Annotated in this window: 23 protein-coding genes and 1 pseudogene; 1 reads left to right on the top strand and 23 read right to left on the bottom strand. The window is 33.9% G+C overall.

Features of this window, described 5'->3' with window-relative positions:
* Window positions 1-142: 142 nt before the first annotated feature.
* The 6 genes from NYE52_RS03555 to NYE52_RS03530 all read right to left on the bottom strand — a co-directional run bounded on the left by NYE52_RS03555 (window position 143) and on the right by NYE52_RS03530 (window position 5,389).
* Window positions 143-784 (bottom strand): hypothetical protein, encoded by a 642-nt coding sequence (locus NYE52_RS03555; RefSeq protein ID WP_341191808.1) that lies wholly within the window; start codon window positions 782-784, stop codon window positions 143-145.
* 224 nt (window positions 785-1,008) lie between these two features.
* The gene (locus NYE52_RS03550; protein WP_341191807.1) at window positions 1,009-1,716 is read right to left on the bottom strand and encodes a M48 family metallopeptidase; all 708 of its coding nucleotides are present in this window, start codon (window positions 1,714-1,716) and stop codon (window positions 1,009-1,011) included.
* 29 nt (window positions 1,717-1,745) lie between these two features.
* Window positions 1,746-2,240, bottom strand: a complete 495-nt coding sequence (locus NYE52_RS03545) for a YehS family protein (RefSeq protein ID WP_341191806.1) — start codon at window positions 2,238-2,240, stop codon at window positions 1,746-1,748.
* Between the two features lie 141 nt (window positions 2,241-2,381).
* On the bottom strand, window positions 2,382-3,611 hold the full coding sequence (locus NYE52_RS03540) for a sensor histidine kinase (RefSeq protein WP_341191805.1): 1,230 nt from the start codon (window positions 3,609-3,611) through the stop codon (window positions 2,382-2,384).
* A gap of 125 nt (window positions 3,612-3,736) precedes the next feature.
* Entirely contained in the window at window positions 3,737-4,801 is a 1,065-nt protein-coding gene (locus tag NYE52_RS03535; RefSeq protein WP_341191804.1) for a sensor domain-containing diguanylate cyclase, read from the bottom strand.
* An 81-nt stretch (window positions 4,802-4,882) separates the two neighbouring features.
* On the bottom strand, window positions 4,883-5,389 hold the full coding sequence (locus NYE52_RS03530) for a CBO0543 family protein (protein ID WP_341191803.1): 507 nt from the start codon (window positions 5,387-5,389) through the stop codon (window positions 4,883-4,885).
* 178 nt (window positions 5,390-5,567) lie between these two features.
* On the opposite strand from NYE52_RS03530, the gene NYE52_RS03525 reads away from it, so the two are divergent.
* Window positions 5,568-6,677 (top strand): diguanylate cyclase, encoded by a 1,110-nt coding sequence (locus NYE52_RS03525; protein WP_341191802.1) that lies wholly within the window; start codon window positions 5,568-5,570, stop codon window positions 6,675-6,677.
* A gap of 61 nt (window positions 6,678-6,738) precedes the next feature.
* Here NYE52_RS03525 and NYE52_RS03520 read toward each other — a convergent pair whose 3' ends face one another.
* The 17 genes and pseudogenes from NYE52_RS03520 to NYE52_RS03440 all read right to left on the bottom strand — a co-directional run bounded on the left by NYE52_RS03520 (window position 6,739) and on the right by NYE52_RS03440 (window position 23,098).
* On the bottom strand, window positions 6,739-7,245 hold the full coding sequence (locus tag NYE52_RS03520; RefSeq protein ID WP_341191801.1) for a hypothetical protein: 507 nt from the start codon (window positions 7,243-7,245) through the stop codon (window positions 6,739-6,741).
* Window positions 7,246-7,895: 650 nt separating this feature from the next.
* Window positions 7,896-11,534, bottom strand: a complete 3,639-nt coding sequence (locus NYE52_RS03515) for a polysaccharide lyase family 8 super-sandwich domain-containing protein (RefSeq protein WP_341191800.1) — start codon at window positions 11,532-11,534, stop codon at window positions 7,896-7,898.
* A gap of 314 nt (window positions 11,535-11,848) precedes the next feature.
* Window positions 11,849-12,586, bottom strand: coding sequence for a glucosamine-6-phosphate deaminase (gene nagB, locus NYE52_RS03510; RefSeq protein ID WP_341191799.1), 738 nt, complete (start codon window positions 12,584-12,586; stop codon window positions 11,849-11,851).
* 272 nt (window positions 12,587-12,858) lie between these two features.
* Window positions 12,859-14,628, bottom strand: a complete 1,770-nt coding sequence (locus NYE52_RS03505; protein ID WP_341191798.1) for a glycoside hydrolase family 35 protein — start codon at window positions 14,626-14,628, stop codon at window positions 12,859-12,861.
* Between the two features lie 45 nt (window positions 14,629-14,673).
* The gene (locus NYE52_RS03500) at window positions 14,674-15,846 is read right to left on the bottom strand and encodes a glycoside hydrolase family 88 protein (protein WP_341191797.1); all 1,173 of its coding nucleotides are present in this window, start codon (window positions 15,844-15,846) and stop codon (window positions 14,674-14,676) included.
* A gap of 9 nt (window positions 15,847-15,855) precedes the next feature.
* The gene (locus NYE52_RS03495) at window positions 15,856-16,332 is read right to left on the bottom strand and encodes a PTS sugar transporter subunit IIB (RefSeq protein ID WP_341191796.1); all 477 of its coding nucleotides are present in this window, start codon (window positions 16,330-16,332) and stop codon (window positions 15,856-15,858) included.
* A gap of 14 nt (window positions 16,333-16,346) precedes the next feature.
* Window positions 16,347-17,147 carry a PTS system mannose/fructose/sorbose family transporter subunit IID gene (locus NYE52_RS03490; protein ID WP_341191795.1) on the bottom strand — a complete coding sequence of 267 codons (801 nt, stop codon included), beginning with the start codon at window positions 17,145-17,147 and terminating at the stop codon, window positions 16,347-16,349.
* On the bottom strand, window positions 17,140-17,922 hold the full coding sequence (locus NYE52_RS03485) for a PTS mannose/fructose/sorbose/N-acetylgalactosamine transporter subunit IIC (protein ID WP_341191794.1): 783 nt from the start codon (window positions 17,920-17,922) through the stop codon (window positions 17,140-17,142). The genes NYE52_RS03490 and NYE52_RS03485 overlap by 8 nt, the downstream gene beginning before the upstream one ends.
* 15 nt (window positions 17,923-17,937) lie before the next feature.
* Window positions 17,938-18,345, bottom strand: coding sequence for a PTS sugar transporter subunit IIA (locus NYE52_RS03480; protein WP_341191793.1), 408 nt, complete (start codon window positions 18,343-18,345; stop codon window positions 17,938-17,940).
* A gap of 16 nt (window positions 18,346-18,361) precedes the next feature.
* Entirely contained in the window at window positions 18,362-19,060 is a 699-nt protein-coding gene (locus NYE52_RS03475) for a GntR family transcriptional regulator (RefSeq protein ID WP_341191792.1), read from the bottom strand.
* 424 nt (window positions 19,061-19,484) lie between these two features.
* On the bottom strand, window positions 19,485-20,282 hold the full coding sequence (locus NYE52_RS03470) for a hypothetical protein (RefSeq protein WP_341191791.1): 798 nt from the start codon (window positions 20,280-20,282) through the stop codon (window positions 19,485-19,487).
* A 135-nt stretch (window positions 20,283-20,417) separates the two neighbouring features.
* A complete protein-coding gene (locus NYE52_RS03465; protein WP_341195101.1) occupies window positions 20,418-20,567 on the bottom strand; it encodes an SDR family oxidoreductase in 150 nt (49 codons plus the stop codon).
* Window positions 20,568-20,655: 88 nt separating this feature from the next.
* Window positions 20,656-20,888: pseudogene (locus tag NYE52_RS03460) on the bottom strand (5-dehydro-4-deoxy-D-glucuronate isomerase); the annotation flags it as partial.
* Window positions 20,889-20,914: 26 nt separating this feature from the next.
* On the bottom strand, window positions 20,915-21,043 hold the full coding sequence (locus tag NYE52_RS03455) for a hypothetical protein (protein ID WP_341191790.1): 129 nt from the start codon (window positions 21,041-21,043) through the stop codon (window positions 20,915-20,917).
* 120 nt (window positions 21,044-21,163) lie between these two features.
* Complete coding sequence (locus NYE52_RS03450; RefSeq protein WP_341191789.1) at window positions 21,164-21,334, bottom strand: hypothetical protein; 171 nt, start codon at window positions 21,332-21,334, stop codon at window positions 21,164-21,166.
* A 220-nt stretch (window positions 21,335-21,554) separates the two neighbouring features.
* Window positions 21,555-21,731, bottom strand: coding sequence for a helix-turn-helix domain-containing protein (locus tag NYE52_RS03445; protein ID WP_341191788.1), 177 nt, complete (start codon window positions 21,729-21,731; stop codon window positions 21,555-21,557).
* Window positions 21,732-21,886: 155 nt separating this feature from the next.
* On the bottom strand, window positions 21,887-23,098 hold the full coding sequence (locus NYE52_RS03440) for an ATP-binding protein (protein ID WP_341195100.1): 1,212 nt from the start codon (window positions 23,096-23,098) through the stop codon (window positions 21,887-21,889).
* Window positions 23,099-23,137 lie beyond the last annotated feature (39 nt).

Raw genomic sequence — 23,137 nt, 5'->3', positions numbered from 1 at the left:
TAGGCAAGGTAGAATAAATCTCCCATTCTTTCAGATATTCCTCCCCAACTCCTTCAAAGGATTTTAACTGACTCCCCACTTTTTCACCAAATCCATACATCGTCCAATTTATAATATCTATCGCTTTTTCAAACTATATCACTCAGTTGTCTACATAGTTAACTCCCACTATATATTTATTCCTCGGTAGATAGTAGATTTCATACTTTTCATTTTTGTGCATTTCTAAATCAAAATCAGTATTTGTTTTAAATACTTCTCCATCCACACTTGTATACACATAATCAATCGCTCCACCATATCTCCCAGATGGATAATCTGCCTCATAATCTTCTAAAACAATAACCTTCTCCATAGCTCCATTTTCAAAATAATCTTTTGAATCCGTAATATTATCCATCCAATCAATTCCTAAGAAAGCATACGCTAATCCTAGAAAGAGAACAGTAAGGAAAGTAGCTGGCAATACTAATTTTTTTGGTTTAGCTGCTTTTTTGGTTAACAGGAGATATATACTCCCAATTGGAACAATGAGCCCTGGAATGACAAATAATCCACCCCATGCAGCATACACGACGACATCCTTTAAAAAAAAGAAAATAAAGGGATAATGCCCTTCTGTTAAACCCTTAACAAATGTCATATTCGTTACAAGCAAACTAAAATATACCCCAATTACAAATAAGCCAAATACAGCTACGATGATATACGCTTGCCATTTATCCCACCAAGTTTGTTTTTGCTCTTTGTTTGGTTTATTGTTGTTCTTTGCTTTCGTGGTCATTTTATCCCCCCATTTTCTTTTATAATATGGTATTACGATTTGTTATAGCAGAAAGTTCCATTTACCATATTTTTAAGTAAATAGTCTGATGGAAGGATGTGTTATTATTAGCAAAAAAAAATGACTGGACTATTATAAGCTCCAGTCATTTTCAGTTTAATTTGCAATAAAATTACTTGAATTAGGATTGTCCTTAGCCCTTTATCACTTTTCTTCTCAAAAAACTATACTGTCATCTTCCAGCTAGACATAGCTAGCCAATTTTCTTTTTCTTTGTAATCAGGCATAAGCTTTCCAACAAGACGCCAAAAGGAGCGGTCATGATTAAGGTGAACCATGTGACACATTTCGTGTACAACGACATAATCAATGACTTCAAGGGGAGCCATCGCTAACCTCCAATTGAAGGTTAGTTGAAAATTTGAATCACAGGTTCCCCAATTGGTTTTACTATCCGTTATACGTATCGATCGAGGTTTTGTTTTAAAATTACTTTGATAGAAAGAGACTCGCTCTTCTACTAAAGCCTTACTTCTCTGATAATAATACCGTCTCAATAATTGTTTTATTTTTTCCTTATCATGGTGCTGAACATATATAAACAGTGTTTCTTCGTCAAACTCCACACGTTCTTTCATTATCGTTATATCTTGGACAATTTGAATAGGATAGGTATTACCAAGATAAAGAAAACTTTCATTATTTTCATAAACCTTTTCCAACGGACCATTCATTCTTTTCTGCATTTCATTTAATTTGGTTTGAATTTGATCCCAGTTTACTTCTAACACTTGAATAACACGTTCATCCGATGTCTTTTTTGGTGCCAACACGATTATGTTTCCATAACCATCTATCGCAAGCCCAATGGAGGAGCGATTCTTATACTTTATATCAAAACGTATGGTTTCCCCTAAGTAGGTATGTATCATCTCATCACCCGACAAATCCTTTACTGCTTTTATCCTCTATATTTTATCGCCAGTCCTTTTAAGAAGTTTCTAGCGAAATTATCTAAGCATACTTTATAATTTTTATGACCTTCTTTTCTTAAAAAAGCTCCAAGTTCTCCTTTAGATACATTTAATCCCGCTTTTTTAAATATATCTATCATATCCTCAGTCGTTAGTGCCAATGCGATTTTGACTTTCTTTAACAGGATATTGTTTACACTCGTACTATTTTTTATCGATGATTCTGGTGTACTAGTTTGTCCTGGTTTAGGCTCTTGCTTTCCTCTTTTGTAAATAATAAAGCCATTCAGAAACGAATCTAACATACTATTCGTTAATTTGATTTGATCGTCATCCTCTGCTTCTTCATCTACTTTTTTAAGAATCTTTACCACTTCCGGTACAGATATCTCTTTCCCACCAAGCTTAAATATTTCTGCCATTTCACTATTTTTTATTTCTAATGCGTATCTTAAACGAATCAATATATCATTATTTTCCATTGTTTGACCTCCAATTTACAAAACTACACCCTTTTCTTTTCTAGTCTATCTTAATAACTTCTTATAGATAGACTAGTGTAGTGCTATCTTATCATAAATAAATACTGCAAAAATGTATAGTTCCTTAATAGCAAATTTACTTTATCGAAATAGCTTTGTTCTATCATAATACGGAAAGCGAATCGTTGCAGTTGTTCCATGATTTTTTGAGCTTTTGAATTCTATCTTGCCATTATATTTTTCGACAATATTAAAGCAAATCATTAAGCCCAAACCTGTTCCTTTACTTTTTAAAGAATAAAAAGGGGTACCAAGAGAGGCAACTTCTGCATCGGACATTCCTTTTCCGTGATCAATTACTTTCATTACGACATAATCCTTTTCCCTTTCAGCTGTCACGATTACTAAATCGCCATAATTAGATGCCTCAATGGCGTTTTTAATAATATTTATAAGCAATTGCTTTAACTCTATGACGTTCGCAGAAATAGTACAATCCTCTGTAACCTTTAATTCGATGCGATTATCATGTAAAAGTCCGTATGAATGGAGCAAATCTGTCACACTCTGAAGAACACCCTTCACATCTACTAGCTCTGTAAGTTTTTCTTGCTCTGGCTTAGCCATCGTTAAGAATTGTGAAATTACCTGTTCAGCCATATTTAATTCATCTATCATCAAGGTGAAATTCCGTTTTTGATTGGTGGAAAAAGAGTTATCCTTTTCATATAACTGTAAAAATCCCTTCACAACAGTTAGAGGATTTCGAATCTCATGGGCTACAGCAGCTGCAAGTTGGCCAGATGTCTTTAGACGCTCAGACTGCTGAATTTGTTCGTAATATAATTGCTGCTTTTTCATGCGTCCATTCGTTAAATAAAAGATAAAATAAATGATAATTTGGCTTGCAATAAAGTTTAATACATTTCCGATTAAATCCTGTTCTAAATAACTATATTGAGGCTTTTGATTCATAAATGTAATGTAACCAAATAAAAAGAGGATCAATCCACCATTTATACACAAGGTAAAATAAAAAAGCTTTGAATTAAAAAATAAAATGGATAGGGCTGGTATAAAACATAGTAAAATAAAGTTAGATCCAGTATCTGGGTAAAAAAGAAAAAGGGAATAGAAGTAAATAGATGCTAATACGATGATACTTATTCGAAAAATATCCGTTTCCTTCTTAGGATAAAGTAATAAAAACATAGATAAACTGAACGCCAAGACAAGTTGAAAAATAAAACTCCATCCGAAATCACTTAATCGTGGGTTATCAATAAATAACCCTCCTATGATAATAGCTATAATAGCCCAAACAATAATATAGTAAATATTTGTATTTAAATTATTTTTGATCTCTTTCATGGATACCCCTTAAGTTCTTAATCTTCATACATACTTTAAAATATATCATTTTTTTTGAAAGCAATGGGGTAAATATAACTATTTTTTTACCATGCTGATAGGTTATCTTGTTTTTCTATAAGCATTTACGTGCTGTTGCCAAAAAGCTGATAATTATTTTTACCACGTTTCTTTGCAGTATACATAGCTTTATCTGCAAGTTTCATTATTGTATCAAGGTCATTAGCGTCTTGAGGATAAAGAGAAATTCCAATGCTTAATGTCACTTGATCATGATAGCCCGAGATAAATAAAGGCATATTATCGATTATTTTTTTTGCTATTGATATACAATCCGTTTGTACAGCATAGGGCAAAATTATGATAAATTCATCTCCTCCAAACCTTCCAACTGTATCTTCTTCCCTTACACAAAGTTTAAGGTATTCACTAACTTGCTTTAACAAAAAGTCTCCCTTGGCATGTCCATACGTATCGTTGATTTGTTTAAAACCATCTAAATCAACAAACATAATTCCAAAACTCTTATTGTTTTGTTTCGATTCTTTGATTATTTGCTCAAGCTGTTCCAGCAGACTTCTGCGATTTGGGATTTGGGTTAAAGCATCTATATAAGATAATTTCTTTAACCTTTGTTTATTTGTTTCCTGAACGGTTATGTCTCTTGCAATGACTTCTCTTGCCGGTTCTCCATCAAACAAGATATAGGTTGATTTCGCTTCAATGTAACGTATATTTCCTCCGTCATCGTATAAATTAAAATGATGGATTTTAAATTGCTGATCAATCTCATATTTATCACTTGATAATCTTAAACTTTCATAGGATTTAGCATTCAAAATTTCTTTCCAGGATAAATTTATTAATTCCACTGGTTTATTAATTCCAAATAATTTTGCTCCAGCTTCGTTGGTATAGGCAATCCTTCCTTTTCGATGAACAAAAATAGCTTCTGGTGAAAGATCCAGTAATTTTCGATACTGTTTTTCTTTGTCTGTTGACTGACGAATCGTATTATTAAGAAAGCCCATAAGTAAAAGAAACAAAATTACCTGAAGAATTTGCAACGTAAGAGTAACAAGCATCTCCCATTTTTCTTTTGAACCAGTAAATCCAACGATTATTTCTATAATCGCTAAAGCTACTAATATAAAAAAAAGTCCTTTTGTTTTTCGGGAAAGAAAATCCATATCTTATTCTCCTAAAAGTAGAAATAATCGATGTTCTACCTGGGGTTAAGTGAGAGGTATTGCCTATTTAAAGATACTGCACTACTTTAATGGTACCTCAAATATAATAATGAAGATACTAATCACAACTGCACTGACTACATAAGCAAGATTTGTTTTTTTATGATGCAATAGTAAGATGGGGAACATAAGAAAATAAAATAATAATGACCACCACAAACTCCAACCATTGGTATGGGTCATATTTTGTGTCAAAACAAATATACATTCACCTATCATATAAATAATAATCCATTTCATCATATATAATCCTTTTGCGAGAATCGTTTTTTGGGGAGAATAATTCGCCAAAAATAGTAATGCGGTCGCAGGTAGAAATATTAATGAATAGATTAAATTAGTTATAATTGGAGAAGATATTGGCCAATCTGGATTATAATTCCACAATTTGAAATCACTACAAATACAATGATATAGGAGATCACATAAGCTAATAAATAACATAGTTGTGTGATACTTTCTCCATTTATGGACAGTTTGATACTTCCAATTTAGCAAGAGGATAATGATGATTACAACTAAATGCATTTTGCCTTCTCCTTAAACATCCAAATGTTCTCTTCTTATTTTTACCAATATCTGTATTAATATCCTTTTTGTTAACTTTTTTATCCTATTCTCCCCAAATAATTATTTCCATTATTGACCATACTAAGAAAATTCCATTTCCTTTACAATTATACTATTTTAATTCAGGTGATAAATTATGATAATTAAAGATCTAGTTTCTAATCTTTCAATATTGGTGTCATTACTTTTTTTGTATAGTCAAATAACCAAACAAAAACCTTTAAATCGACAGTCGTCGATAAATAGGAAATTAACAACTGGGATTGTAGGAGGTATTCTCGGAAATATTCTCATGCAATATAGTATCCATATTGATGATGCCATTATAGATCTCAGGCATATTCCAATTATGATTTTAGCTTTTTATGGAGGAGCCATTCCTGCCTTTATCTCCATGATTTTAATCATGATAGGGCGGTTATTCTTGGGTATAAATTTGGCAACTTTTTGTGCCCTTGCACTCATTTCTTTATCTACTCTTGGCGCAGTATTCTTTACTTGTTGTACCATATCTACAAAAAACAAAATCATTTCATGCTTATCTTGGAATAATTTTATTTTTACCATTTTCGCCATCTATTTAATTAAGGAATGGAATATTCTCCTTGTATTAATTCCAACCTATTGGATAATTTCCTATCTTGGGGGATTTATTGGATTTTATGTCATAAACCACTTAAGATCGATTCAATTACTGTTTGAAAAATATAGAAATGAGTCAACTACAGACGGATTAACTGGATTAAATAATTATAGAAATTTTGACCATCTCTTTAATTCCTTAATAAAACAGGTAGATGCTAGGGAAGAAAAACTTTCCCTCCTTTATATTGACATTGATTTCTTTAAGAAAATTAATGATCGATATGGCCACATAAAGGGGGATGAAATATTGAAAAAACTTGGGGAAATATTAAAAAAGTGTACCAAGTCATATGATGTTGTCAGTAGAAATGGCGGCGAAGAGTTTACCGTATTATTATTAGATTGTCCTTTGGAAAAAGCAAAAGAAATGGCAGAAAACATTCGAAAGACGGTAGAGGCATATCCTTTCTATGCTTTAGAAGAGGAAATCCATATAACCGTTTCAATAGGAATAGCTTGCTACAATGAAACAACTATCCAAGCAATAGATATTATTGATGATGCTGACAGAGCTCTTTATTATGCAAAAAATTCTGGCAGAAATAAAGTCTGTATAGCTAACCATTTTCCAGAAAAACAAGATGTACTGCCCTATATTTAATACGAGTAAAAATGGAAAGAATGAATCAGCTATTTCTTGATTCATTCTTTCCATTTATTATTTAACCCTGCATTTTATTGAATTTTTTCCCCATCTTAATAAGTCTCCACTTAGTAAGATAGAAATTTTCATATAAAAATTGAAATGCATATAAGATTAACGTCAAAAATATAAAAACATACATTAATTGAATTTTTTTCATTCGTACTAATGATGCTACACCGAATTTTGTTAAAATAGGCACTCCAACATATGTAAACATTCCATCAAATAGCATATTCACGACAAAATATCTAAAAAACTTCCCATATGTCCATTTTAATATCCAAATCGAACCAACAAAAAAGGGACCAAGCATAAAAGGAATTACTCCTGATAATCTAGGATGAAGTGTTTCATACCACCACCACCATTTTCGCTTTTTGGCGACGACATTCGCTAATCTTACCATTAAAGCAATAAATATGCCTGCTGGCAAATAAAGTTTAAACGTTTTCTTCCCTAATAACAGCGCAGTAACCCAAGGCATTATCATGGTCAAAGACAATAATGTCTTTGAATATTTCATTATTTTCATCCTACCCACCCTTTAAACATTCATTAAGAATATTATTTCCTAAAAATTGCTAATGTTTACGTTTGGATGAATTTTTTTAGCATTTATTCTCACTACTTAGATAATCAAACAGATAAAGCCTTCAAAGTTTGATAATTTCTATAATATTAAACTTTGAATGAGAAAAATGCAGGAGAATGTGACTTTTTTACCTATAAAGTATTTATGATGTTTTGGCAAAAGTGGCTGGGATAAAACTAAATAACCAATCTGTAAAGACGAACAATCTTTAATCTAGCTCTTAAATAAAGCTACTTTCTTATGATGGTTATTTATGTTTTTAAATATAGTCAAGTGTAAAAACTTAGTCGTTCCATTGCGCTACAGATGCACGATGCGCAGAGGAGGAAATTGAAATCGCTATGCTGCGGGGTCTCAGCCTTTCCTCTATTTCCCGCAGGATTCGAGTGTCCTCCGCTCCATTTCACATCGTTTTCAAACCTTTTTCTAAACCAATAAACACGAATATGTGTGCGTATTAATCTCATACATATTCGTGTTTATTTTTGGTTGAAATGCTTATGTCACACAGTCTCTCTCACGTCAGTTAGTACCAATATAGAGGCAATCACCCCAATTTTAAGGTTAAAATATTTCCTAAGCTATTTAAGTAGATAAGAAATATCTTCAAGCAAAGAATTTGCATAGGCTGTATTAATCTTTTTGCCAGATTGTGCCCGAACTTGATTTTCCAATGCATGCAAACGATTCTGTGTTTGTTTGTTTTCCATCTTTCCAGCCTGAAGGGTTCCTATCTTAGAGAGTAGACTCGTAGCTATCCCTTCATTCGTAATCCATTCCTTTTCCCTTCCATAGTTAATTGCCTCATCTAAATGATCAATGTCCATTTTAACCTTTAATTTATAGGTTTCGTTTGTAACATTTCCAGCCAGATCAGTTACGGTAACTTCAATAGTGTGATTTCCTATAGATAGTGAAAAAGGTTTTATTTCTATTGGATTACTTATCTCTATCCCATCCATCTTGAATTTTTCACTTGATATCTCGCTAAAGGAATCAGAAATATCAAACTCTAGATTGAGTGAATCTGTTCGATATAAGTCTTGTAATTTTGGTGCTATTACGGTAGGTGCTGTCTTATCTATGAACTGGATAGAATGCGTTTTTCCTATCGAACCAGCAACATTAACTTCAACCTTTAATGTTGGAGATGTTTGTACGACTTTTATTGTTTCATCTTTTTTATCTATATCTAGTCCCGTTTTGTTTAATTCAACGATAATTTTATCTTGTTTTTGCGTTGGATCAGATACTGAAAGAGTTAACCCATCCCCCGCTTCTTGTACCATAACCGAGGAAGGGTTTTGGACAGTAATAAAGTCAACTGTTCCCTCTTTATAAAAGTTTGCCGCTGTTATCCCGAGTGTCTTTTCTTGTACTGCCTGCACTGCTGCTGTATTTGCAAGGAAAGTTATATCGGCATTCCTACTGTATGTTTCTGTCTGATTAACATCTTTATTCGGGAGAAGGACATACGAATAGGAAGCATTTGTTGGCATTTTCCCATGATCAAACGCCAAACTTAAATAGTTTCTTGTAATAGACTCAGTGGAGCCTCCATTATTAATTTCGCTCCAAGAACCTGTTCTTGATTCACGTAATCCATTCAAACTAGGGGATTCAGCAAAATAATAGCCTATATCTGCCCCTTCGACATTTCCCTCTAAATGAGCCCATTTAACATTGGTTAATGTCTCTGAATCTCCAAGTTGATTAAGCTTTTCTTCTCCATTAACAATCAGCTTATTATTACCATCCTCATTCAATTGTCGATTTTCAATTATCGTTTCTACTTTAGAGTCATTGGTGCTCGAAATATCTGCACCTAATGCAACAATCTCATCATCGAACATAAACCATGATTTTTTACCTTGCAATGAGCTACCTGTTAAATTTTCAAGGGAAAAATCCATTCCAACAGTACCATAAATTCCATTGAGATTAGCACCTCCAACCCAAGATCTTGGGTTATAGTAACTTTCCCAATCCTTCAATGTTCCTATTGATTGATCTGTTGTTGTACCTGGTAATCGATAACTATCTACAGTCGGCCAAAAATCATTACTAAATTGTGTTAGATCATTGTTAAATAAATAAGTAGCTCCAGCCCCTGTATACCATCCTTTTTTATTTTCTCCATTCCCATATTCAAATCCTGAAATTCTATCAGAAAACAGACTAATCCCTAAACCAAATCCAGGCCGAAGATGAACGACCCGATCCATGCCTGCAAAGATTTGATTTTTTACTAACTCTCCCCTAGGCTCAATTGTCGTATCATTCATTAAAGAGTTAACTAAATTCATTTGATAAAGCGATAAACCATTAGCGTAATTGGAAAAAGTAGTATCTGTTTGAATCCATTCTTTGACCATTTGTTTAATGGTCACTGCCTTCTCAGGAGGTGCAGCATCAGCCAAACGAAGCAAACTTAATATAGTTGCCCTACCAGTTATATGATCACTAGAACTCTGTCGAGAAATACCTCTTCCCGACACCATGTCCATCATTGCCCCTTTATAAATAAGTGGTTCAAAGGAATCAGTTACCCAGCTAAACACATTATTAACGTTTTGGTCTTTTATATCCCATGGAGAATCTTTTAACAAATATAACATATCAGCTGTACGACCAACCCAAGTTGCTCCATATCCACCCGTATACGCAATATTATAGTGTTGAACAAGAGATCCATCTTTATAAACACCATCCCCGCTATCAACATAAAGATATTCTTTCCCGATTGAATCACTACCCTGCAAGACTTTTGCGCTATTATTTCCAAGCACACCACGAAGAGCTACAACAAGCGCCTTATCCAAAAGGTTAGCACCTGTTTCACGGAAGTTTGGATCACTAAGAGAAATTCGTTTAGTAGCATCTGGAACAAACCTATCAATAGCTCCTATATATTTATTAATTTGAGTGGAAGACAAATCTTCATACATTAACACCATGATATCGTTCAATGCTTGAGGAATTCCAATTTCCCAATCCCACCAATTTCCATACTCATTTTTATTTTCATTGTAACGATAGGTATACAACCAATCTAATCCACTAACAATTTCGTTCTTTAACGTTTGATTACCATACAATGTTGAACCTTTACTAGAATACGCAAGAGCCATATCTTTTAATCGTTGATAGGACGTCGTAATATGAGATGAATCAGTTGTACTCGCTTTATCATTCCACAAAGATGTTCGCTCATTGGACTTATTCATGGAATCCCATATACCAGTTCCATCATCGTTTGTAATCTTTTCTACAGAACTATCCATATAGGTTTTCATATCCTGATTGCTAGCGTCATATAGTTCGTTACCCGTTAATTTATTGAACCAATTGACTCGAAGTTCTTCATAAAATTTAGGAGTCTCAGCAGAGTCTACACTAACCAAACTCTCTGCCGTAAATCCACCATCTTTTGATGTTGCCTTAATAGTTGCCACCCCTGGTGCAATCCCCGTAACAACACCAGTTTCATTAACCACTGCAATATCAGCATTGGAGGAAGTCCAAGAAACGGTTTTATCCGTTACATCAGTAGGCGTAAAAACCGGAGTCAAGGTCACAGTATTGCCGATATCTAGCGTGATTACCTTTTCTTTTAATGTAAAATCAGTCACCTTTTTCGCAGTTTCCTTAAGTGTTATATCATCAAGCCAAGCTTTACCTTTTGCTGTTTCAAAAAATAGCTCTATCCGTACTTTACTGGCACTTTTTGGGATAGCTAAATTCAATTCCTTTGAGCTCCAATCTTGGGAACCTTTTATTTTTTCTGTGGATGGTCCATCGCTAACTTTTTTACCATCTATATCTAAATATTGTGTTCGAACAAAAAGTCCTCCCCAAGATGCTTCGATATTTTCTGTTTTGAACCAAAATGCTAATTGATAGGCTTGGTTAGGTTTGACATCCACATCTTGTAATACATCAGCTCTGCTTGTTTCAGAAGCTTGAATAGAGATGGACTTTCCTCCCTCATGATAAATAGCAGAATCAACCGTTAACAATGGATTACCACTCGGAATCCAATCACTCCAATGTGCAGGTCCAATACTATTTGTCCAGTTACTGTTACTTGTGGTGGTTTCAAAAGATCCGTTTTGTATTAAATTCTCAGTTGGTATTTCTTCAGCTGCAACATTACTCAAAGGTAGAACTAAACTGATTATAAAACATACGATAAAACAAATACGCGTTACTTTTTGCACTTATTTTCCTCCTCAGCTTTAAAATTAAGTGCAAATTAAAATAGCAGAACTATTTAATTAACACTTAACTTCATCTTCTATATTTTCCTTCTTGATCAAAAATAGAAATTCCTCTACCGAATGATACCGCTTACAACTTTTATTGTTATACCATCTATTACGAGATGATTTTCACCATCCAAGAGCTTTCTAAAATTTAATAGAACTTCACTAATTTTACAACATACTCAATAAATGACTTCATTATAAGATTTGTTCCTCTATTTGATAGATTACAGGGATCGGATAGATGGATCATCCTTTACTTGCTTGTTTCAACTGGGCACCTTGGCTTCAATTAATGATTTTTCATCAGCGATAATTGTAACATTGGGATGCAATTGTAAAATCGAAGCAGGAAAACTTTCAGAAACTTCTCCACCTAATAGTTGCTTCATTGCCTCTATTTTCGTTTCCCCCGATACTAATAGAAGAATTTCTTTACTTTGCATTATGGAGGAAATACCCATTGTAACTGCATATTCTGGTACTTCTTCGAACTTTTGAAAATACCTAGCATTCGCTTCTCTTGTTGCATCTGTAAGCTTTACAACATGCGTTTTCGTTCCAAATTTTGTCCCTGGCTCATTAAAACCAATATGTCCATTACTGCCAATTCCTAAAATTTGAAGATCAATTCCACCATGTGCTTCAATTAATTGTTCATATCGAAGGCATTCCTCCTTGAAATGCTGAATATCCCCATTTGGAATGTTCGTGTTAGAAATGTTTATATTGATATGATTAAATAATTTTGTATCCATGTAATGTCTATATCCATTTGGATGACTTTCTTTTAAACCGATATATTCATCTAAGTTAAAGGTCGTCACTTTTCGATAAGAAGTACCATTTTCCTGATAGTCATTGATTATGTATTCATAAGTTCCTTCTGGAGTACCGCCTGTTGCTAGTCCTAGAGTGATATTCGGCTTCGCTTTTACCTTATCAATAATATACTTACCTGCCGCATGACTCATTTCCTGATAATCTTTCACTTCCATCACTTTCACACTTTTTCCTCCTTAGTTTCGGTCTCCATCTATCCGTTCTTTCTATCCCTTCCGTTTTGTATAGTTATCTATACCAATTTCCCCATAATCCTTACAAACCTAGTACATTCTATTAATTTTAAATAACAACCCTAATGTTTCTACTGTTATTAGAAAGATACAGATGTAGCTTTTATTTTTTGAAACTTATCCTATCTAAAAAATCCCCCCTGAAGTATAGACTGATTTTTATTTATAGTTCTGTCTACTCTAAGGGGAGATATTATCTATACCTATTTTGGTTGTATATATTTTGGTTGATGTGAAAAATGAATTTCCTCAGCATAGATGCCTTCTGTTTCGAAAATAATTAAACGGTTTTTACCCTTATTTAATAAAGGAGCAGGTATATACAGCGAGCCGGTTGGACCAATATTCCAGTAGCGTCCTAAATGAAAGCCGTTTAATTCTGCTATCCCTTTCCCGAATCCAGTACAGTCTAGAAATGTATCTGCCAATTCATCTAATTCAAAAATATATTCATAGAAACCTGGTTGATTAGCCTCCCAGCCATTGGTAAAGTCAACCTTGCTTAAATCATCTAGCGATAATGGATAATGGTCAATATTCATATGAAAATGAATATCAATCATGACCCCAGAACGAACCCCTTTTCGCTGTGTTGGCGAAAGTAATCTTCCTCCATAATTTACTCGTCCAGTATTTTCTACTAAAATATTTAGTTCTTTCGTCTCTTTTGGTAAAACAAAAGAACTGCCAAGCGTCTCTTGATACTCTGTATGAATTAAATTTTTATCAGCAAAAACTTGTACCCGATCATTCGCATCGACAACTCGGCAATTATCAAGTTGTTCTCTATTATCTATCGTTGTCTGGTATAAAATATAGCCATAATTTTGATCTAGTTCCTCCATTGTTAAAGTATGGGTATGATATACTTTATGGCTTATAGTTGACAGCGTATTAAATAATGATACTTTCCGGTTTAACTTTACTTTTCCAAGATCTTTCCTAACTAAATCACGCGGCGTCTCCTGCCAACAATTCCCAACTGATTTTTTAATCGCCTTTTGTACTGCGAAATATTTTTCTGTTGGTTCACCCCATTCGGTTAGAAGGGCATCGTAATCATAAGAGGTGACTTGAGGCAAATCGATACTATTGCGGCTTGAACATCCATTCATAAAACCAAAATTTGTGCCGCCGTGGAACATGTATAAATTAATACTTCCACGTAGTAACAATTCCTCCACTTCATCAGCCAATTCTTCTGGATCACGTCTTATAATTTCATCTCCCCAACGATTAAACCAGCCATCCCAAAATTCCATACACATAAGTGGCCATGCTTTATTGTTTTCTTGGTGAAAATCAGCTAATTGATCTAGATTTTGATTCGACTTTGATCCAAAGTTCCCAGTAGGTAAAATATCTTCTTCCAAAAGACTTCCCGCTTTCAAAGCCTCATGCCATGCTCCGTCAGAAGTGAAAAGAGGAACATCAGCCCCATGTTTCACCATTAATTCTTTTAACCTTTTTAAATACTGCTTATCATTTCCAAATGATCCATACTCATTTTCAACTTGCATCATAATAACAGGTCCACCGTGAGTTACTTGTAACGGACGAATCACTTCAAATAGAGATTGATAATAAGAATCAACTTTTGTTAGAAAATTAGAAGAACTACTGCGAATTCGAATAGATGGATCTTTTAACAACCATGCAGGTAACCCTCCAAATTCCCATTCAGCGCAAATGTAGGGTGATGGTCGTAAAATAACATATAATCCAAGCTTTTCAGCAGTCTTTACAAAATTTTCAATATTAGCTATTCCTTCAAAATTATAAGTACCTTCCTGTGGTTCATGTAAATTCCAAGGAATATAGGTTTCTACTGTATTGCAGCCAAGTGCTTTCAAATTGAAGAGGCTATGCTCCCAATATTCAGGTACAACCCTAAAATAATGAACTGCACCTGAAATAATTTTAAATTCCTCTCCATTCAACAAAAACTCTTTAGCAATTTGAAAGCTTGTCATTGTAACCTCCTATAACATTTCATAAACATGTAAATATATCTTTTTTTACCAATAAGTTTCCCAAGTTGGTCTTAATAGACGAAATAATGCCTCCATATAGAAGTAATCTCCCCAAAGATTTGGTTCGTCTACCCCTTTTCCCTCCTGATATGCATAAACACCATGCAATAGTAAACCCTCAGTTTCTTCCTCATCTTTTGATGTATATGATTTACTTAAAGCTTTTACCATTCCAGCCGCTAATTTGTCTGCGTTAGGATATAGGTTCACCTTTTTAGCAGATAAAAGTCCACAAGCAACAATGGCGAGTGCTGAACTATCTCGTATTTGACCATCTTCCTTTGTAAAGGCAAAATCCCAATAAGGTACAATATCTTTAGGAAGATTAGATAGAAAATAATTGACTGCTTTTTGATAAACAATTTCATTTCGCAACGATGGTGCATAATAGTTATTAAGAGGCAATCCTAAAACTGCCCAAGCCTGACCTCTCGCCCAGCATGAGTCATCCCGATATCCTTGATGAGTTGCTCCACGTAAAGGCTCCCCATTTACAGGATTAAAATAGTACGTATGATACGTAGAATAATCTTCTCTAAAAATATGATTTAAAACTTGATGATAATGATTTTCAGCTTTTTCATAGTATTTTCCATCACTAGTTAATCGCCAAACATCAAATAACAAAGGTAAATTTATCAAGGAATCGATAATAAGTCGATATTCTTCTTCATTGTTTAAAGATCCCCACGCTTGTAAAAATCCACCCTTTGATTGGTATCTCTCAAGTAATTTATCTGCTGCTCCTTTTAATATCGGAATAAATTCTTCATTCTTCGTTATTCGGTATCCTGCCCCAACAGATAGACTATACAAAAAACCAAGATCATGGTGTTCTAACACAACATTTTCTTTCAATCGACGCTCGAAGCTTTTCACTTGATCAAGCGCTGCCTTTTTAAAAGTTTCATCCTGGGTGTATTCATAAGCCATCCACAACATACCTGTCCAAAAACCATTAGTCCAATCATCGTTATTTTTCAAACGATATTTACCATTTGTCGCTTCTGCAGATGGAAATTTATCCTGATATCGCTCTAGATTAGTCTTTAACTTTTGGCAAATCCAATCTAGCTCTTTCTCTATTTCCTTTTTTGTTAATAGATTACCTGATTCGATCAACTTCTCCTTGATCCTTTGTAACTCTAACTCTACCATTTTTCCACCTCATAGATAGGAAGTAATATTGGTTCCAGGATCATCAGGAACCATTTGTGCTGTGACCTCTACACCCTTTTCTAAAAGAAATTCCACTGCTTTTCTCTCTGAATCTGATAGACTAACAGATTTTTTAATTTGAACAGTATCCGGTCGATTAGACAGGTTTCCGATATTCACTTGCTTCACATTTACCCCTGCATTCAACAGTTGGACGGCCACTTCTGGAGTCTTTATCACGATAAGAACACGTTGACCTTGATAATTCCCATTTTTAATATTAGCAGAAGCCTTTTCAACAGTTAGAATTGACGTATTTACACCAGTAGGAGCTGCCATCCTTAACACCGATTTTTCCATTTCGTTTGTTGCTACTTTATCATCAATAACCATTATTCGATTTACTTTCAGTCCTGTTGCCCACCTCGTCGCAACTTGACCATGAATTAAACGATCATCTACTCGCAAATGTACGATTCCTTCCATTATAGCACTCCTATTTATCCGAAAATTTTCAAATTATAAGCAATAATTCCGAACACAATTAACATAAAAATCACTTTGGTTGAATTCATCTTTTTCCGTCCTAAAATCCAGTAAGTTAGAAAAACAATCAATGCTGGAGCAAGTCCTGGCATAATTTGATCAGCAATATCCTGTAATTTTAGTGTGACCTCACCTTGGGTAAATTGATAGCCAAAAGTGGCTTTTACGACACTTGGAATGAGCGCCCCAACAACTGTAATCCCCAGAATATTCGCTGCACTGGTTACTTTTTTCAAACGGTTGCCTATTTCACTAATTAGTTTTGTTCCTTCTTTATGCCCCGCCTTTACAAACAGGCGCATACAAACTAAACGAACTATTCCAAAAACAAGCCATAATATTAACCCTGCAGGATTTCCTTTAAGGGCGAGATAAGAAGCAATTGAACCAATTATAGTAGTTGGAATCATAAAAAATAATGTGTCCCCTATACCAGCCAATGGCCCCATCAAACCTGTTTTAATGGAGGTAACTGCTTCTTTCGCCTTAATTCCTTCTTCGCTTTCAAGTGCTGTATTTACCCCTAAAATCATAGGAGCCATTGTATTATTCGTATTAAAAAATTGTAGCTGATTCAAAGATGCTTCTTTTAGTTCCTCTTTATCCTCTTGTTTTCCATATACTGATTCCAATAATGGATAAATGCTATAATAATAACCTAAACCTTGCATCTTTTCATAATTCCATCCCGCTTGTCCTAAGAAGTACCATCTCCAGAAGACCTGATTTAATTCTTTATCCACATTATTACTCATCACCCATTCCTCCTGCTTGTGTAACTTGAACTTCTTTTTCCTCTTTTGCGAAAAATTGCAGATAAATAAGTGCAAGTGCTACCCCAATGATTGCTACCCCAAGAACAGGTACTTTTAAATAAGCTGCTAAAAAGAATCCAATTAACAAAAATGCAAAGTTAGGTTTAATCGGTAAATACCTTAACAAAATAGCGATACCTAGCGCTGGTAAAATACCACCAGAAACAGATAATCCTTTCATTAACCAAACCGGAATCCAATTAACAACATCTTGAACAAAGTGAGAACCTAGTACAAGTGCTAAAAATACTGGAATCATTCGAGAAAGTGATGTAGGAACAATTCCCCATATATTCATATAAGTTGCCTTTTTTGTTTTCCCTTCCTTTACCATCTTTTCTGCACGATGTTGGAAGAATGTATTTGTAAAACGAGCCAATACATCTAATTGAACCATTAAAAGACCAATCGGAACGGCTAATGTTGCACCAAATTCTGCACCTTCCCCACTCAACACTGCAAATGTTGTACCAAGCAGTGCACCTGTCATATAATCAGGAATTGATGCACCTCCAAAGTTTCCGACGCCAAGAACAAGTAGATTCAATGTACCACCAACAATAAGTCCAGTTTGTATATCCCCTAAAATTAACCCTGCAAAAAAACCTGCCATTGTGGGTTTAACAAATCCAAATGTTGTATTGTTTCCATCATAAATCGCAAATGCCGAATAAAGGGTTAATAAAATTATTTGCCACCATTCAATATTAGCCATATTGATCATATTCTCCTATTCATCTAAATTAGATATTTTAATTTCCAATTGACATAATTCGATTGTGCTTTTCCCTTTTTCCTCTAGTAGCGTGAGATCACCTTCAAAATAAAGTGATTCCAAAAGCATTGGTAAATTTACACCTGAAATGATTCTTACCTTTTCTGTAAGATTTAATCTCAATGTTTCCTGAACAATTCGATTATAGGGAGTGCCGCCCTTCAAATCTACAAACGCTAGATAGTCTTCTTGATTAATTATGACCTCACTTTGCAGAAATTCTTGTATTTCTTTCGTAAAGGCCTCGACGCCACTTTCTGTTAGCTCAATTGTCTTTATCGAATTGGATTCACCTACAATCATTTGTGCAGATGTTTTCAATCCTGATGCCACACCATTATGTGAAAGTATAACTATATTCATTTATCTATCTCCCATATTAGACTGAATCGATTCTTATGTTAAAGTAATCCCAACGTTTATAACTCTCAATATATTCGGCCACTTTGCCATCCTTTAGAAAAGTATGTCTTTTCGTAAATACAACAGGTGCAGCCTCCTCAAGCTCAATTTGGGTTCTTATTTCTTTTGGAACTGGAAATATAATTTCAAATGTTTCTGTAAAATCTGCCTGATAAAGATTTATTCCAAACTTATTTCTAATCATTTCATAAATTGATTCAAATTTCTCTAAACTACTAATCTCTTCATCCTCTATGAATTCCGGTAAAATAAATGTATTTTGCAAAATAAATGCACATCCATCACTATACCTGATTCTTTTTACCGAATAAAAAGACTCATCATCTGCAATCCGTAACTCTTTTGCTATACGCGGGTCTTTCATCAATTCAATTTCAATTACCTTTACATTTTCTTCATCATGCTGAACATTTTCCTTTTCAGTAAACTTTACAATTTTCCCTCGTCGGGCTTTCGATACAAACGTACCTTTCCCCTGATAACGAACTAAATATCCTTCATTCACAAGTTCTGTAATTGCTTTAATAACAGTAATACTACTTACATTAAACTCTCTTTTGAGTTCTGCCTCACTATAAAACTTATCCCCTGGTTGGAATTCACCATTAGTAAGTTTTTGGAGCAGACTATTTTTGATTTGCAAGTACTTAGGCATAGCAATCTCACCCCCCATAGTCAAAACTTAATATGTTAACATGTTAATATATTAAGTTGTTAACATTTTATTATAATTTTCAAAAAAATGCAAGCGTAATCTAAAAAATATTCTACTATATCTTGTAATAGATTGTATCTTTCCAGATATTACAAAATAAGGCTGTCCCTAAAGGAATCGCACATAAATAATACTCATTTGTACAGGTATTAATTTTTTACTACTATATTTATAAGCTTGTATAGCTGATATGGAGTAATTACCGAAGTCCCTTGCCTCATGCTAATTACACCTCTAAAATAGATATAATTTTTTAATATTTCTCTCCAATCCCTAATTAAATGATTATGTTCGTTCATGTAAACAAAAAATAAAGTCTATATCGTTTTTCGATTAACGATATAGACTTTCTATTATTAATTTATTATTCAGTTATATCTCTCCCAAATATTTCAATTTGTGTAAGAGCTGGGAATGGTGAATCGTCCTCATGTTTAATCAAATCTTTTAATGTAACAGAACTAGTCGTTATCTCTCCAAATTCAAAAAACTGACGATCTAAATTATTCGTTGGATGAACAATCCGTTCCTCACCTGTTGAAAAAGCAACCGTACATTTTATCCAATAACTGTCATGTGGATAATCTCCCCTTAAAACGAGAGCAATCTTATCCATTTTTACTAATCGACCAAAGTCTATTGTTATTTTCGCATCTGGTTGCTGATTTATTCCCCATGACTGATATGGAAAAGATCCATGATTCTCATTTGCAATTATTCCATCTATCGCATTGCGAGCAAAGAATGTTGAATCATTTCTCGTTTCTATATTCGCAAATGCATGAGGAAAAGCTCCGGTAGCTTCTTTTTGATCATGCGGATTTAAAGCCAAATTTCTATATGTATTGATATCTTGCGTTGAAGCTAACCTCGCCGTTATATAATGACGTTCACCACTGAAGACTTTTGGTGAAAATGCACGCTTTAATGTTTTATCTGTGATTATATTATACCTCCAAGTTTTTTTGGTTAAGTAAATCAAGCTTGGAGCAAGTGCTTCATCAACTTGTATCCAGAGAAACGAAGGAACCTTATCTACAGCTACTTCAATATAATCTCCCGGTTGATATATATATTCTTTATATGCTAAATAAGTTTCTGTCTCATTAAATCGTTCACTTATTACTTTACCTTTTTTGTTTTTCAATCTGAGTGTTAACATTTTTCCCCTCCATTTTGTTACTTCCTATAATTATTTAAATAGACTTTACGTTTACCTATGTCAGGTTATTTTCAGCTTTTCAAAAAGCTTTTCAAAAAAAGATACAAGAAGGCTACATCTTGTATCTTTACCCTCTTAAGATTGTTTACCAATATACGCCAGTATTCCACCGTCTACATAGAGGAAATGACCGTTAACAAAATTCGATGCCCTAGACGATAGAAATACTGTTGTACCAGCAAGATTCTCCGTTTCTCCCCAACGGACAGCCGGAGTTTTTGCAATGAAATGGATGACGGGAACCCATCCTCTTGTTTTTCTCTAAGAGGCGCTGTTTGTGGAGTCGCATATACCCAGGTCCAATTCCATTACCAAATGAGTAGTTACTCGCACCAACCCTAGAATGAATAGACTTGCTAGGTGAAATAGCTGCTTGTTCATTGCTCATAACTAAGTGTTTGGTTTCATCTGGCTTTCCATCACGTGGAAGATGCGAGCATCCTAGTTCATATCAAAATATCCATACGCCTCCATTCGACATTCATGCGTATGACTTTGCATAGTATTCCAATCACTGCCTGGCTCTAAGATTGTGTAACCCATTTCAATTGGCAACTCTTGATAAGAGTATATCAAGAGTTATCAGCACCCCCTTTTACGACCGCATGACTTGCTTTTATTGCTTCGTCCTTTGTATTTCCACGAATAACAGCCACAACTCCAGCATCTTTTAAACGTTGTAAGATTTGAACTCGTTTCACAAAAACATTAATTTCTTATTCGGAAATTAATGTTTTATAATTAGGAAATTATTGTTTTTTATTATACATCGTTAAAAGATAAAAGCAACGTTTTTATAAAAAAAGTCGCCGAAGCGTTTTTTAATGAGTCAATACTTGCTCCAACTCATCCTTCGTTTCGGCGACTACTTGAATAATTTGATTTTTAAAGTTCTCTGTTAGGCGATACTTCGAGACACTTACACTAAAAGTACCAATAATCATCTCTCCTTTTTTCAGAGAAACTCCTATACAGAAAATATCTTTCTCCATTTCTTCATCCTCATAAGCAATTCCTGTTTCTCGAATTTTTTGTAATCAGATAACAATTTTATGGAATTAGTAATGGTACTCTCAATATATTGTTTCATCAGTTGACTCTTGCAGCTTTTTTAAATAAGGCAAAAACAATTCTACCAAATCGGTTTGATTGATATATTGATTGGCATAGTGAACGAATAAGTTTTAATCCTAAATGATAGTTTTTAGTTCTCTAGCTACACACATAACCAATTAATAAGAGTGTATCCAATATTTTTAATGTGGTGGAATTAGTCATATTTGTTGCTATAGAAATATCTTGTAGAGTTTTATTTGGGTTCTCAGCAAGAGAATCCATAATCTTCGCAGCCTTTAAAAGTACCGTACCATACGGTTTTGTTTTCTCCATAAAAAACCCTCTGTAAAACTCATTTCCACTTAATCCAGAAATTGATTTACATAATTTATTCCATTTTATTGGATAGTGATTACTTTCAGTTTTTATCTCACAGTGGGTAAAAAACATTCATGATACTTCAATCAATCAATCTAATCGTTAGTGTATTAGTTTATTTTTGGGAAAAGAATAATAAATTCTGTTCCTTTATCTTTTTCACTTTTTACTTTTATTTTCCCCTTGAAAGATCGAATAATTTGATAGCTTACCATCATTCCTAATCCTGTCCCACTTTCCTTTAATGAATAAAACGGGTAGCCAAGCCTATCCATTTGCTCTTTTGTCATCCCAATTCCTTGATCTTTAATGCTAATATTTATAAATCCATCATTCGTAGGAGTACATGTAATCCAAACCATTCCACCATTCGGCATCGATTCTATCGCATTTTTTACAATATTAATCAATGACTGGTTGAATTTTTGACCATTAGCGAATATCCAACAATCTTCAACAATATCAGTTTTAATCTGAACATTATGATTCAGACTGTAACTTTGAAGGATTTTTGCAACACGTTGTAATTGATAGCCTACTTCCATTCTTTCATTATTATTAATAACTGGCTTTCCAAAAGCTAAAAAATCATTAATAATTTCATTTGCACGATCTAATTCTTCTAATGATATTTGTATGTATTCCTTTTTTCCGTTAGGCAAATCAGGCTCATCTAGTAGTTGTAGAAATCCTCGTGCAACTTGCATCGGATTTCTAATTTCATGCGCAAATACACTTGTTAATTCACTGATCACCTTTAACTTCTCCGCATTCTGCAATTCTGTTCGAATATGGTTAATTTCAATGAGCGTCTCATATAACATAATGAAGAACCATGTAGCTATTGCTCCAAAGATAAGTTGAATAATCTGTACACCAGCATACTCTATAGAAAAACCTCTTAGTATAATAAAAATGATAAATCCTATAAAACAGTAGTAAAGCGAAAGACCAACTGCTATTTTCACTCTTTTACGTTTTTCCGCCCTAGCAAAATATTTTTGAAAAATTAATATAACTGGTATGGATAATAATAGAACAAGAACTGTATTATAAAACCCTATTCCAAAACCAGAATAAAGTCGATAAGCTATTATAAGGGCTGATAGAAAAATTGAAGACCAAAATCCTCCGTATAAACTCCCTAATATTAGTGGAACAATCCTTAAATCTAGCCGGACATTTTGACCAAGATTCACTGGGAACGACATACAAAATAATATGGATATTCCCCATAAAATGGACATGATAATGTTTCTTTTTTTATGACTTTTAACCCTTTCCAAAACAATTGAAAAGTTAATAAATATGGGTACTACCATCAGCGTTAGTTGTAGCAAAAAATCCTTTATTATACTCAT

Source organism: Niallia sp. FSL W8-0635, assembly GCF_038007965.1.
Lineage (GTDB): Bacteria > Bacillota > Bacilli > Bacillales > Cytobacillaceae > Niallia.
This window is presented reverse-complemented; position numbering and strand designations above follow the sequence as displayed.